Source organism: Variovorax sp. V118 (assembly GCF_041154445.1).
Taxonomy (GTDB): domain Bacteria; phylum Pseudomonadota; class Gammaproteobacteria; order Burkholderiales; family Burkholderiaceae_C; genus Variovorax; species Variovorax boronicumulans.
In genome coordinates this window covers 2,656,539-2,670,448 of the sequence record NZ_AP028663.1, presented here as the reverse complement: position 1 = coordinate 2,670,448, position 13,910 = coordinate 2,656,539, and the positions used below count along the sequence as shown (strand labels likewise).

Sequence of the window (13,910 nt, the reverse complement as noted above, 5' to 3'; positions counted from 1 at the left end):
CCCCGATGCTCACCGTCATAGCTTTTGTGGTCGCTCTCGGCGTCCTCATCGCGGTCCACGAATACGGCCACTACCGCGTGGCCGTGGCCTGCGGCGTCAAGGTGGAGCGCTTCTCGGTCGGCTTCGGCAAGGCCCTCCTGCGCTGGCAGCCCAAGCGCCAGCATCCGGGGCAGCAGACCGAGTTCGTGATCGGTGCTTTTCCTTTCGGCGGCTACGTCAAGATGCTCGACGAGCGCGAAGGCCCCGTGGCGCCCGAGGAGCGGCATCGCGCCTTCAACACCCAGCCACTGCGCTCGCGCGCAGCCATCGTGGCCGCCGGTCCGATCGCCAACCTGCTGCTGGCGGTCGTTCTGTACACGGCGGTCAACTGGATCGGCGTCGACGAGCCCGTGGCCAAGCTGGCCCGGCCGGTGGCGACGTCGCTGGCCGAGGCGGCTGGCCTGCGCGGCGGCGAACACATCACCCAGGCCGGTTTCGACGGCGACCTGTCGCCGGTCCAGTCCTTCGAAGACCTGCGCTGGCGCATGACGCGCGGCGCGCTCGACGGCCGCGATCTCACGCTCGAAGTGGCAGGTGAGGGCGGTCGCCCCGGCCGCCAACTGGTCCTGCCGCTGAGCCGCATGGAGGCCAAGGACGCCGATCCGCAGATGTTCCGCAAGATCGGCGTGGTCGCGCCGCTGACCCGCCCCGAGATCGGCGAGGTCATGGCCGGCAGCGCGGCGGAGCGGTCGGGCCTTCGCAACGGCGACCTGGTCCTGACCATCGGCGACACCCCCATCCTCGACGGACAGCAGCTGCGCGAAGTCATTCGTGCCTCGATCAATGCCTCCGGGCAGGCGCGCACGCAGACCTGGCAGCTCCAGCGTGGCGGCCAGCCGCTCTCGCTCGAAGTCAAGCCGGAAGTGCGCGAAGAGGGCGCTACCAAGGTCGCGCGCATCGGCGCCTACGTCGGCGCGCCGCCCGAGATGGTCACGGTGCGCCAGGGCGTCATCGACGGCGTCTGGCGTGGCGTGGTGCGCACCTGGGAGGTGTCCGCGCTCACGGTTCGCATGATGGGCAAGATGCTGATCGGCGAGGCCTCGATCAAGAACCTGAGCGGTCCCTTAACAATTGCTGATTACGCCGGCAAGTCCGCCAGCCTCGGTCTGACGCAGTACCTGGTCTTTCTCGCTCTCATCAGCGTGAGCCTCGGGGTGCTCAACCTGATGCCGCTGCCGGTCCTCGATGGGGGGCACCTGATGTATTATCTTTGGGAGGGCCTGACCGGGAAAAGCGTCTCCGACGCCTGGATGGAACGGCTGCAGCGTGGCGGTGTCGCCTTGCTGCTGGTGATGATGTCGGTCGCACTCTTCAACGACGTCACGCGGCTCTTTGGTTAACTTTCTGCCGGCCCTTTCCGTGCCGGCCCAATTCACAGATGAACACAAACTTCAGTCGCTTTCGCCTGCGTAGCGTTGCCGCGGTGGTGGCCAGCACGCTGGCGGCCACGGCCGCTTGGGCCGTCGAGCCTTTCACGGTGCGCGATATCCGCGTCGAAGGCTTGCAACGCGTCGAGGCCGGCACGATCTTCGGGTCGTTGCCCCTGCGTGTGGGCGACACCTACAGCGACGAACGCGGCTCGGCCGCGATCCGCGCGCTGTTCGACCTGGGGTTGTTCAAGGACGTGCGTATCGACGTCAACGGCAACGTGCTGGTGGTGATTGTCGAAGAGCGGCCCACCATCGCCGACGTCGACTTCGTCGGAGCCAAGGAATTCGACAAGGCGGCGCTGCAGAAGGCGCTGCGTGAAATCGGACTGGCGGACGGCCGCCCGTACGACAAGGCGCTGGCCGACCGCGCCGAGCAGGAGCTCAAGCGCCAGTACGTGAGCCGCAGCCTGTACAACGCGAACGTCGTGACCACCGTCACGCCCATCGAGCGCAACCGCGTGAACCTGACGTTCACCGTGACCGAAGGCGAGTCCGCCCGCATCCGCGAAGTGCACGTGGTCGGCAACAAGGCCTTCAGCGAATCGACGCTGCTGAGCCTGTTCGACCAGGACAGCGGCGGCTTCATGAGCTGGTACACCAAGTCGAACCAGTACTCGCGCGCCAAGCTCAACGCCGACCTCGAGACGCTGAAGAGCTACTACATCACCCGCGGCTACCTCGAGTTCCGCATCGATTCGACCCAGGTCGCCATTTCGCCGGACCGCAAGGACCTGAGCGTCACGGTGAACATCACCGAAGGCGAGAAGTTCGTGGTGGCGGGCATCAAGCTCGACGGCAACTACCTGGGCCGCGACGACGAGTTCAAGTCGCTCATCACGATCAAGCCCGGCGAGCCCTACAACGGCGAGCAGGTCACCGAGACCACCAAGGCCTTCAGCGACTACTTCGGCACCTTCGGCTACGCCTTCGCCCGCGTGCAGGCGCGTCCGGACATCGACCGCGTGAACAACCGCGTCACGCTCACGCTGCAGGCCGAGCCCTCGCGCCGCGTGTACGTGCGCCGCGTGTCGGTCGGCGGCAACAACAAGACGCGCGACGAAGTGATCCGCCGCGAGTTCCGCCAGTTCGAAGCCTCGTGGTACGACGGCGACAAGATCAAGGTCTCGCGCGACCGCGTGGACCGCCTGGGCTTCTTCACCGAAGTGAACGTCGAGACCCAGGAAGTGCCCGGCTCGCCCGACCAGGTCGACCTGACCGTCAACGTGGCCGAAAAGCCCACCGGCACGCTGCAGCTGGGCGCCGGCTACTCGAGCGCGGAAAAGGTCGCGCTGACCTTCGGCATCTCGCAGGAGAACGTGTTCGGCTCGGGCAACTTCCTGGGCGTGCAGGTCAACACCAGCAAGTACAACCGCACGCTGTCGCTGACCACCACCGACCCGTACTTCACGAAGGACGGCATCTCGCGCACGATCAGCGTCTACCACACGACGACGCGCCCGTACTCCACGAACGAAGACGGCGACTACAAGCTGGTGAACCAGGGCGCCTCGATCCGTTTCGGCGTGCCGTTCAGCGAACTCGACACCGTCTTCTTCGGCGTCGGCCTGGAGCGCTACGCGTTCGACCCGAACCGCTCGGCGCTCGCCGGCCTCACCACGCCGCAGTCGTACCTGAACTACTTCCACTGCGGCAAGGACGCGACAGGCTGGTTCGTCACCAGCTGCAGCCAGAAGAGTGTCTGGGGTATCCCGCTGACCGTGGGCTGGGGCCGCGACAGCCGCGACAGCGCGCTGGTCCCGACCACCGGCCGCCTGCAGCGCGCCAACCTCGAGTTGGGCGTGGGCGGGGACATGAAGTACCTGAAGACCAGCTACCAATACCAGCAGTTCTTCGCGATCAACAAGCAGTACACCTTCGCCATCAACGGCGAAGTGGGTTATGCCAAGGCCTTCGGTGGCAAGGTCTACCCGATCTTCAAGAACTTCTACGCCGGTGGCCTGGGTTCGATCCGCGGTTTCGAGCAGAACTCGCTGGGCCCGCGCGACCAGCCGCTGCTCGGCCAGACCGAAGGCGCGGCACTGGGCGGTACCAAGAAGGCCATCTTCAACGCCGAGCTGAGCACGCCGTTCCCCGGTGCCGGCAACGACCGCACGCTGCGCCTGTACGGCTTCTTCGACGTCGGTAACGTGTTCGGTTCCCGTGCACCCAACGTGACGGACGAGCAGTGGAAGGCCCAGAAGAAGCTGCGCGCCTCGGTCGGCCTGGGCATCAGCTGGATCTCGCCGCTGGGCCCGCTGCGCCTGGCCTACGCCTTCCCCGTCAAGTCCCAGAAGGAAGTGACGGATCCGAGCACCGGGTTCGTCGTGATCCCGAAGGATAGAATTCAGCGCCTCCAATTCCAGATCGGAACGTCTTTCTAAATGAAGCATTTGATTCGCGCCGCCGCCGGCGCGTTCCTGATTCCCGCTTTTGCCCTCATGGCTGCGCCCGCGCAGGCCCAGGAAAGCTTTCGCATCGGTTTCGTGAACCCCGACCGTGTGCTGCGCGAAGCGCAGCCGGCCAAGACCGCGCAAGCCAAGCTCGAGGCTGAATTCCTCAAGCGCGAAAAGGACCTGACCGTGCAGGGCGATGCGCTGAAGACGGCCTCGGAGAAGTTCGAGCGCGAGGCACCGACCCTGTCGGAAAGCCAGCGCGTCTCGCGCCAGCGTTCGCTGGTCGACCAGGACCGCGACTTCCAGCGCAAGCGCCGCGAGTTCCAGGAAGACCTGAACGCGCGCAAGAACGAAGAGCTCCAGCAGGTCTACGAGCGCGCCAACCGCGTGGTCAAGCAGGTCGCCGAAGCTGAAAAGTACGACGCCATCCTCCAGGAAGCGATCTACATCAACCCGAAGCACGACATCACCGACAAGGTGATCAAGGCGCTCAACGCGTCGGTCGGCTCCTCTGCGCCTGCGGCCGGCAAGTAACGCCGCGAACCGGCGTGTCGCTGCAGCTCGGAGCCATCGTTGACGCCCTCGGGGGCGAGCTTCATGGAGATGCCACGCTGTCCATCGAGCGGCTCGCGCCGCTTCAGAATGCACAGCCCGATGCGCTCAGCTTCCTGAGCCATCCCAAATACCAGCAGGAACTGGCCGCCTCCAAGGCGGCCTGTGTCATCGTGTCGCCCGCCATGCGCGAGGCCGCTGCGGCGCGTGGCGCCTACATCGTCACGCCCGATCCGTATTACTACTTTGCGCGCCTGACGCAGCTGTGGAAAGCGCACCATGCGCGCCCGGAAGCCGATCGCATCCATCCTTCCGCCGTGATCCATCCCGAAGCCCATGTCGACGCCACCGCGCGCATCGGCGCGCTGTGCGTGGTGGAGCGGGGCGCGCGCATCGGCGCGGGCACCGTGCTGAAGTCGCGCGTCACGGTCAGCGAAGACTGCACCATCGGCGAGCGCTGCCTGCTGCACCCGGGCGTGGTGATCGGGGCCGACGGCTTCGGCCTCGCGCCGCACCAGGGCGCCTGGGTCAAGATCGAGCAGCTGGGCGCGGTGCGCATCGGCAACGACGTCGAGATCGGTGCCAACACCTGCATCGACCGCGGCGCGCTCGACGACACCGTCATCGAAGACGGTGTGAAGCTCGACAACCTGATCCAGATCGGCCACAACGTGCGCGTCGGCAAGCACACTGCCATGGCGGGCTGCGTCGGCGTGGCCGGCAGCGCCACCATCGGTGCCCACTGCACCTTCGGCGGCGGCGCCATCGTGCTGGGCCACCTCACGGTGGCCGACGGCGTGCACGTGTCGGCGGCGACCGTGGTGACACGCTCCATCCGCAAGGCCGGCCAGTACACCGGCATGTTTCCGATCGATGACAATGCGAACTGGGAAAAGAATGCGGCAACACTCAAGCAGTTGCACAGCCTGCGCGAACGACTGAAGGCGCTGGAAAAAGCCCCCTCGAAACAATGACGACGATGCAGGAACAGAACACCATGACGGACACGACGCTCGATATCCACCAAATTCTCAAGTTGCTGCCGCATCGCTACCCGTTTCTCCTGGTGGACCGGGTGTTGAGCATGGAAAAGGGCAAGCGCATCACGGCCCTCAAGAACGTGACGATGAACGAGCCCTTCTTCAACGGCCACTTCCCGCACCGTCCGGTGATGCCGGGCGTGCTGATGCTCGAAGCCATGGCGCAGGCTGCGGCGCTGCTGTCGTTCCGCTCGTTGGACATCGTGCCCGACGACAACACGGTCTACTACTTTGCAGCCATCGACGGCGCGCGCTTCAAGCGCCCCGTGGAGCCTGGCGACCAGCTCACGCTCGAAGTCGAGATCGAGCGCATGAAGGCCGGCATCTCGAAGTTCAAGGGCCGTGCGCTCGTGGGCAGCGAACTGGCGTGCGAAGCCTCGCTGATGTGCGCCATGCGTCAGATCAACAGCTGATCCGGCTCATCGTCTCTTGCAAGGCATGACCCAGGTTCATTCGACCGCGATCGTCGACCCGAAGGCCCAGCTCGACGCCTCGGTGTCGGTCGGTCCCTACACCGTGATCGGCCCGCACGTGCGGATCGGCGCGGGCACCACCATCGGCGCGCATTGCGTGATCGAAGGGCGCACGACCATCGGGCGCGACAACCGGATCTTCCAGTTCTCGTCGCTCGGCGCGATCCCCCAGGACAAGAAATACGCGGGTGAGCCCACCGAGCTCACCATCGGCGACCGCAACGTGATCCGCGAGTTCTGCACCTTCAACCTTGGCGTGCCCGGGGCAGGGGGCATCACGCGTGTCGGCAACGACAACTGGATCATGGCGTACACGCACATCGCGCACGACTGCCGGGTCGACAACCACACGACGCTGTCCAACAACACCACGCTGGCCGGGCACGTGCATCTGGCCGACTGGGTCACGATCGGCGGCTTGACTGGCATCCACCAATTCGTTTCGGTGGGTGCGCACGCCATGGTCGGTTTCGCGAGCGCGATCTCGCAAGACGTGCCACCGTTCATGCTGGTCGACGGCAATCCGCTGGCGGTTCGCGGCTTCAACATCGTGGGTCTGCGCCGGCGCGATTTCTCGGCGCAGCGGCTCGCGGCGGTCAAGCAGATGCACCGCCTGCTGTACCGCCAGGGCAAGACACTCGAAGAGGCGCGCGCCGCCATCGCTGAGCTCGCGGCGGAAATGCCCGAGGCCGCCGGCGATGTCGCGCTGATGGAGGCCTTCCTCGCTCATTCAACGCGCGGCATCGCGCGCTGACATGGGTGCGATGAGCACGAACGAACAGCGCCGCTTCGCGCTGGTCGCGGGCGAAGCGTCCGGCGATCTGCTCGCGGGCTTGCTGCTCGATGGCCTCGAGGCCCGCTGGCCTGCCCTGCAGGCCGTGGGCATCGGCGGCCCACGCATGCTGGCCCACGGCTTCCAGAGCTGGTGGCCGCAGGAAAAGCTGGCCGTGCGCGGCTACATCGAGGTGCTTCGGCACTACGCCGAGATCGCCGGTATCCGCCGCCAGCTCAAGGCCCGACTGCTGCGCGAGCGCCCCGAGCTGTTCATCGGTGTCGACGCGCCCGATTTCAATCTCGACCTCGAAGCCGGCCTGCGCAGCGAGGGCATCAAGACGGTTCATTTCGTCTGTCCCTCGATCTGGGCCTGGCGCGCCGACCGCATCGACAAGATCCGCGCCGCCGCCGACCACGTGCTGTGCATCTTCCCGTTCGAGCCCGAACTGCTCGAAAAGCAGGGCGTGGCCGCGAGCTATGTGGGCCATCCGATTGCCAACGTGATCCCGATGACGCCCGACCGCGCCGCCGCCCGCGCTGCGCTGGGGCTGGACCCCGAGGCGCAGGTCGTCGCGCTGCTGCCCGGCAGCCGCCGCTCCGAGATCCGCTACCTCGCGGCCCGCTTCTTCGCGGCCGCGGCGCTGATGCAGAAGGCCAAGCCGAAGCTGCAGTTCATCGCGCCGATCCTGCCGGGGTTGTGCACCGAGGTCGAAAGCCTGCTGCAGGCCGCCGGCATGGCAGGGCGGGTGAAACTGCTCGACGGCCAGTCGCATGCCGCGCTCGCCGCCTGCGACGTCACGCTGATCGCCAGCGGCACGGCCACGCTCGAGGCGGCGCTGTTCAAGCGGCCGATGGTCATCGCGTACAACATGAACGGGCTCTCGTGGCGCCTCATGCAGCGCAAGCAGCTGCAGCCCTGGGTCGGGCTGCCGAACATCCTGTGCCGCGAGTTCGTGGTGCCTGAGCTGCTGCAGGAAGCCGCCTCGCCCGAGGCCCTGGCCAACGCCACGCTCGAGTGGCTCGACGTGCCCGCGAAGACGCAGGCGCTGCAACAAAGATTTTCAGCGCTGCATGTGCAATTGCAGCGCGACACGCCCACACTGTGCGCCGATGCGATCCAGAAAGTTCTTGAAGGCTGAGCAGGCCCCACTGGTGTGGGACGCGCCCGGCCTGATGGCGGGCGTCGACGAGGCAGGGCGCGGACCGCTGGCCGGCCCCGTCGTGGCCGCGGCCGTGATCCTCGACGACCTGCGCCCGATCCGCGGCCTGGCCGACTCCAAGACGCTCACGGCCCTGCAGCGCGAACGCCTGCACGACCAGATCCTGGCCAAGGCGCTGTGCTGCTCGATCGCCCAGGCCTCGGTCGAGGAGATCGACGGCCTCAACATCCTGCAGGCCACCATGCTCGCGATGCGCCGCGCGGTCGAAGGCCTGCGCCTCAAGCCGGTCAAGGTGCTGGTGGACGGCAACCGGCTGCCCCGGCTCGACGTGCTGGCCGAGGCCATCGTCAAGGGCGACGCGCGGGTCAAGGCGATCTCGGCCGCGTCCATCCTTGCCAAGGTGCACCGCGACCGGCTTTGCACGCAACTGCACGACGAATTTCCCCACTACGGCTTTGCCGGCCACAAGGGCTACGGCACGCGCGAGCACCTCGAGGCGCTCCAGCGCCACGGAGCCTGCGTGCATCACCGCCGGTCGTTCAGCCCGGTGGCGGCGGCGCTGGCGCGCACGGCTGCTGCAACGTCAGGCGTCAATGTCATGGCCGGCGAGGTTTCGGTCGCCCACGTGATCGGCGCCGCCGAAAACCACAGCGCACGCCTCGATCCGCGCGCAGCCCCCTGAGCCCGCAATGACCACCGACACCGGCCCGAGCCACATCAGCTCGCGCGACAACCCCTTGCTCAAAGACCTGCGCAAGCTCGCGCAAGACCCGGGCGCCTATCGCAAGCTCGGCCGGCTCTGGCTCGAAGGCGATCACCTGTGCCGCGCGGTGCTGGCCCGCGGCGTCCGGCCGGCGGTGGCGGTGTTTTCGGAGGCGTTCTGGCCCTCGGCACCCGCCGAATGGGTGCGCAGTGCTATCAAAACGGTAGTGGTCGCCGACGACCTGCTGCGCGCAGTGAGCGGCCTGGAGTCGCCCGCGCCGATGGGCTTCGTGCTCGACCTGCCACCGCGACCCGAAATCCTGCCCGACGCCCCGAGCGTGGTGCTCGACCGCCTGCAGGATGCCGGCAATGCCGGCTCCATCCTGCGCAGCGCGGCGGCTTTCGGTTTCACCCAGGTGATCGCGCTCAAGGGCACGGCCGCCCTGTGGGCGCCGAAGGTGCTGCGCGCCGGCATGGGGGCCCACTTCGGCCTGCGGCTGGTCGAAGGCGTGGACATCGACGCGCTCGACGCGCTGCGGGTGCCGCTGGTGGCCACCAGTTCGCACCGGGGCGAATGGCTGCACAAGGCCAATTTGCCGCACCCCTGTGCCTGGCTGATGGGCCACGAAGGGCAGGGCGTTTCGGCCGCGCTGGAAGCCCGGGCCGCTCACCACATTCGCATCGCGCAACCGGGCGGCGAAGAGTCGCTCAACGTGGCGGCGGCGGCCGCCATCTGCCTGCACGCAAGCGGAGCAGCCCTGCAGGCCAAATAACACACCCAGTCCGGGCTACAATCGGGGGCTTACTCGCAAATCAGCGTCGCCCGGCCGCCTTCAACGCCAAAATCCCCTTAAGCAGCAGTCCGCAGGCAACGCGCCTGGGGCTCCGGGCGACCGTAACCATCCGGAGAACCCAGTGCTTTTGTCTCTCAAGGGAAGTTTCCCGCCCGCCATCCTGGCGCTCGCAGACGGCACGGTCTTTCTCGGCAACTCGATCGGAGCCGCCGGCTCCACGACCGGTGAAGTGGTGTTCAACACCGCGATGACCGGTTACCAGGAAATCCTCACCGACCCCAGCTACTGCCAGCAGATCGTCACCCTGACGTATCCGCACATCGGCAACTATGGTGTCAACGGCGAGGACATCGAAGCCGACAAGATCCATGCCGCGGGCCTGATCATCAAGGACCTGCCCCTCGTCGCGTCCAACTTCCGCAAGACCGCCACGCTGACCGAGTACCTCGTGTCCGGCAACACGGTGGCCATTGCGAATATCGACACCCGCAAGCTCACGCGCCACCTGCGCACCCACGGCGCGCAGAACGGCTGCATCCTGGGCCTGGCCGCGGGCGAGACCGTGACGCAGGCGCTGATCGACAAGGCCATCGCCGCCGCCAAGGCCGCGCCGAGCATGGCTGGCCTCGACCTGGCCAAGGTGGTGTCGGTCAAGCAGACCTATGAATGGACCGAGACCGAGTGGAAGCTTGGCGCGGGCTACGGCGTGCAGATCACGCCGCAGTTCCACGTGGTCGCGTTCGACTACGGCGTCAAGAAGAACATCCTGCGCATGATCGCGCAGCGTGGCGCGCGCATCACCGTGGTGCCGGCGCAGACGCCCGCGGCCGACGTGCTCAAGCTCAAGCCCGATGGCATCTTCCTGGCCAACGGCCCCGGCGACCCGGAACCTTGCGACTACGCCATCAGCGCGGTCAAGGAACTGATCGAGACCGGCATTCCCACCTTCGGCATTTGCCTCGGCCACCAGATCATGGCGCTCGCTTCGGGCGCCAAGACCTTCAAGATGAAGTTCGGCCACCATGGCGCGAACCACCCGGTGAAGGACCTGGACAACGGCCGCGTGAGCATCACCAGCCAGAACCACGGCTTCGCGGTCGACGAGAAGTCGCTGCCGGCCAATCTGCGTCCCACCCACATCAGCCTGTTCGACAACACGCTGCAGGGCTTGGCGCGCACCGACAAGCCCGCGTTCTGCTTCCAGGGCCACCCCGAAGCCTCGCCGGGCCCGCACGACATCGGCTACCTGTTCGATCGCTTCACGGCACTCATGGAAAAGCACAAGACGGAGCACAAGAATGCCTAAGCGCACCGACCTCAAATCGATCCTCATCATCGGCGCCGGCCCGATCATCATCGGCCAGGCCTGCGAGTTCGACTACTCCGGCGTGCAAGCCTGCAAGGCGCTGCGCGAAGAGGGCTACAAGGTCATCCTGATCAACAGCAACCCCGCGACGATCATGACCGACCCGGCCACGGCCGACGTCACCTACATCGAGCCCATCACATGGCAGACGGTTGAAAAAATCATCGCCAAGGAACGCCCCGACGCGATCCTGCCGACCATGGGCGGCCAGACCGCGCTGAACTGCGCGCTCGACCTGTGGCGCAACGGCGTGCTCGACAAGTACACCGGCACGGCCACCAACCGCCCGATCGAGCTGATCGGCGCCACGCCCGAAGCCATCGACAAGGCCGAGGACCGCCTGAAGTTCAAGGACGCGATGACCAAGATCGGCCTGGGCTCGGCGCGTTCGGGCATCGCCCACACGCTCGACGAGGCGTGGGCCGTGCAGAAGACGGTCGGCTTTCCGGTCGTCATCCGCCCCAGCTTCACGCTGGGCGGCACCGGCGGCGGCATCGCCTACAACCCGGAAGAGTTCGAGACCATCTGCAAGCGCGGCATCGAAGCCTCGCCGACCAACGAGCTGCTGATCGAAGAGTCGCTGCTCGGCTGGAAAGAGTACGAGATGGAAGTCGTGCGCGACAAGGCCGACAACTGCATCATCGTCTGCTCGATCGAAAACCTCGATCCGATGGGCGTGCACACCGGCGACTCGATCACCGTGGCCCCCGCGCAGACGCTGTCCGACAAGGAATACCAGATCCTGCGGAACGCCTCGCTGGCCGTGCTGCGTGAGATCGGCGTCGACACCGGCGGCTCGAACGTGCAGTTCTCCATCAACCCGAAGGACGGCCGCATGGTCGTCATCGAGATGAACCCGCGCGTGTCGCGTTCCTCGGCGCTGGCCTCCAAGGCCACGGGCTTCCCGATCGCCAAGGTCGCCGCCAAGCTGGCTGTGGGCTACACGCTCGACGAGCTGCGCAACGAAATCACCGGCGGCGCCACGCCCGCGTCGTTCGAGCCGTCGATCGACTACGTGGTCACCAAGATTCCGCGTTTCGCCTTCGAGAAGTTCCCGCAGGCCGACTCGCGCCTCACGACGCAGATGAAGTCGGTGGGCGAGGTGATGGCCATGGGCCGCACTTTCCAGGAGTCGTTCCAGAAGGCCCTGCGCGGCCTCGAAGTGGGCGTCGACGGCCTGAACGAGAAGACGCAGGACCGCGAAGTGCTCGAGAAGGAACTGGGCGAGCCCGGTCCCGAGCGCATCTGGTACGTGGGCGATGCCTTCGCCATGGGCCTGAGCGTGGACGAAGTGTTCGCGCTGACCAAGATCGACCCGTGGTTCCTGGTGCAGATCGAAGAGATCGTGAAGATCGAACTCGAACTGGAAACCAAGTCGCTGGACGACATCGACAAGGACACGCTGCTCGCGCTCAAGAAGAAGGGCTTCTCCGACCGGCGCCTGGCCAAGCAACTCAAGACCACCGACACAGCCATTCGCGAGAAGCGCCGCGCCCTGGGCGTGCGCCCGGTCTACAAGCGGGTGGACACCTGCGCGGCCGAGTTCGCGACCAACACGGCCTACATGTACTCGACCTACGAGGATGAGTGCGAGGCCGACCCGACCGACAAGAAGAAGATCATGGTGCTCGGCGGCGGTCCCAACCGCATCGGCCAAGGCATCGAGTTCGACTACTGCTGCGTGCACGCCGCGCTCGCCATGCGCGAAGACGGCTACGAGACCATCATGGTCAACTGCAATCCCGAGACCGTGTCGACCGACTACGACACCTCGGACCGCCTGTACTTCGAGCCGCTCACGCTCGAAGACGTGCTCGAGATCGTCGACAAGGAAAAGCCGCTCGGCGTGATCGTGCAGTACGGCGGCCAGACGCCGTTGAAGCTCGCGCTCGACCTCGAAGCCAACGGCGTGCCGATCATCGGCACCTCGCCCGACATGATCGATGCGGCCGAAGACCGTGAGCGCTTCCAGAAGCTGCTGCACGAGCTGGGCCTGCGCCAGCCGCCGAACGCCACCGCGCGCACCGAACCCGAAGCGCTCGAAAAGGCTGCGGCCCTGGGCTACCCGCTGGTGGTGCGCCCGAGCTACGTGCTCGGCGGCCGCGCGATGGAAATCGTGCACGAGCAGCGCGACCTCGAGCGCTACATGCGCGAGGCCGTGAAGGTCAGCAATGACTCGCCGGTGCTGCTCGACCGCTTCCTGAACGACGCCGTCGAGTGCGACGTCGACTGCATCCGCGACGCCGAAGGCGGCACGCTGATCGGCGGCGTGATGGAGCACATCGAACAGGCCGGCGTGCACTCGGGCGACTCCGCCTGCTCGCTGCCGCCCTACAGCCTGAACGCCGACACGGTGGCCGAGCTGAAGCGCCAGAGCGCTGCCATGGCCGCTGCGCTGAACGTGGTCGGCCTGATGAACGTGCAGTTCGCCATCCAGCAGAAGGACGGCAAGGACGTCATCTACGTGCTCGAAGTGAACCCGCGTGCGTCGCGCACCGTGCCTTACGTGAGCAAGGCCACGGGCATCCAGCTGGCCAAGGTGGCCGCACGCTGCATGGCCGGCCAGTCGCTCGCGTCGCAGGGCGTGACCAAGGAAGTGACGCCGCCGTACTTCAGCGTGAAGGAAGCCGTGTTCCCGTTCGTCAAGTTCCCGGGCGTGGACACCATCCTCGGCCCCGAGATGAAGTCGACCGGCGAAGTGATGGGCGTGGGCAAGACCTTCGGCGAAGCCTTCGTGAAGTCGCAGCTGGGCGCGGGCACGCTGCTGCCCAAGTCGGGCAAGGCCTTCATCTCGGTGAAGAACAACGACAAGGCACGCGCCGTCGAAGTGGCGCGCGGCCTGGCCAAGCTGGGCTTCGAGCTGGTCGCCACCAAGGGCACCGCCGCGGCCATCAGCGCTGCCGGCATCGCCTGCGAGACGGTCAACAAGGTGACCGAAGGCCGCCCGCACATCGTGGACATGATCAAGAACAACGAGATTGCCTTGGTCATCAACACGGTGGAAGAGCGCCGCAACGCGATCACCGACTCGCGCCAGATCCGCACCTCGGCGCTGCTGGCGCGCGTGACCACCTTCACCACGATCTTCGGCGCCGAAGCCGCGGTCGAAGGCATGGGCTTCATGGACGAGCTGGGCGTGATCTCGGTGCAGGAGATGCACGCGCAGCTGGCCGCGGCCTGACCGGGC

The 13,910-nt window shown here is 66.5% G+C and carries 11 protein-coding genes; all 11 read left to right on the top strand.

Going from position 1 to position 13,910, the window contains the following annotated elements:
* Positions 1 to 5: 5 nt before the first annotated feature.
* Positions 6 to 1,379, top strand: coding sequence for an RIP metalloprotease RseP (rseP, locus tag ACAM52_RS12330; protein WP_369647166.1), 1,374 nt, complete (start codon positions 6 to 8; stop codon positions 1,377 to 1,379).
* A 38-nt stretch (positions 1,380 to 1,417) separates the two neighbouring features.
* On the top strand, positions 1,418 to 3,850 hold the full coding sequence (gene bamA / locus ACAM52_RS12325; RefSeq protein WP_369647165.1) for an outer membrane protein assembly factor BamA: 2,433 nt from the start codon (positions 1,418 to 1,420) through the stop codon (positions 3,848 to 3,850).
* Entirely contained in the window at positions 3,851 to 4,396 is a 546-nt protein-coding gene (locus ACAM52_RS12320; RefSeq protein ID WP_070060531.1) for an OmpH family outer membrane protein, read from the top strand.
* Positions 4,397 to 4,410: 14 nt separating this feature from the next.
* A complete protein-coding gene (gene lpxD, locus ACAM52_RS12315; RefSeq protein WP_095947726.1) occupies positions 4,411 to 5,388 on the top strand; it encodes a UDP-3-O-(3-hydroxymyristoyl)glucosamine N-acyltransferase in 978 nt (325 codons plus the stop codon).
* 23 nt (positions 5,389 to 5,411) lie between these two features.
* Positions 5,412 to 5,867 carry a 3-hydroxyacyl-ACP dehydratase FabZ gene (fabZ, locus tag ACAM52_RS12310; RefSeq protein ID WP_056582588.1) on the top strand — a complete coding sequence of 152 codons (456 nt, stop codon included), beginning with the start codon at positions 5,412 to 5,414 and terminating at the stop codon, positions 5,865 to 5,867.
* 25 nt (positions 5,868 to 5,892) lie between these two features.
* Positions 5,893 to 6,681 (top strand): acyl-ACP--UDP-N-acetylglucosamine O-acyltransferase, encoded by a 789-nt coding sequence (gene lpxA, locus ACAM52_RS12305; protein ID WP_095745191.1) that lies wholly within the window; start codon positions 5,893 to 5,895, stop codon positions 6,679 to 6,681.
* Positions 6,682 to 6,691: 10 nt separating this feature from the next.
* Positions 6,692 to 7,840 (top strand): lipid-A-disaccharide synthase, encoded by a 1,149-nt coding sequence (lpxB, locus tag ACAM52_RS12300; protein ID WP_369647164.1) that lies wholly within the window; start codon positions 6,692 to 6,694, stop codon positions 7,838 to 7,840.
* The gene (gene rnhB, locus ACAM52_RS12295; RefSeq protein ID WP_369647163.1) at positions 7,812 to 8,543 is read left to right on the top strand and encodes a ribonuclease HII; all 732 of its coding nucleotides are present in this window, start codon (positions 7,812 to 7,814) and stop codon (positions 8,541 to 8,543) included. Before lpxB ends, rnhB begins: the two co-directional genes overlap by 29 nt.
* A 7-nt stretch (positions 8,544 to 8,550) precedes the next feature.
* Positions 8,551 to 9,336, top strand: a complete 786-nt coding sequence (locus ACAM52_RS12290) for a TrmH family RNA methyltransferase (RefSeq protein WP_369647162.1) — start codon at positions 8,551 to 8,553, stop codon at positions 9,334 to 9,336.
* 142 nt (positions 9,337 to 9,478) lie between these two features.
* On the top strand, positions 9,479 to 10,663 hold the full coding sequence (gene carA / locus ACAM52_RS12285; protein WP_307693729.1) for a glutamine-hydrolyzing carbamoyl-phosphate synthase small subunit: 1,185 nt from the start codon (positions 9,479 to 9,481) through the stop codon (positions 10,661 to 10,663).
* Complete coding sequence (carB, locus tag ACAM52_RS12280) at positions 10,656 to 13,904, top strand: carbamoyl-phosphate synthase large subunit (protein ID WP_062471576.1); 3,249 nt, start codon at positions 10,656 to 10,658, stop codon at positions 13,902 to 13,904. Before carA ends, carB begins: the two co-directional genes overlap by 8 nt.
* Positions 13,905 to 13,910 lie beyond the last annotated feature (6 nt).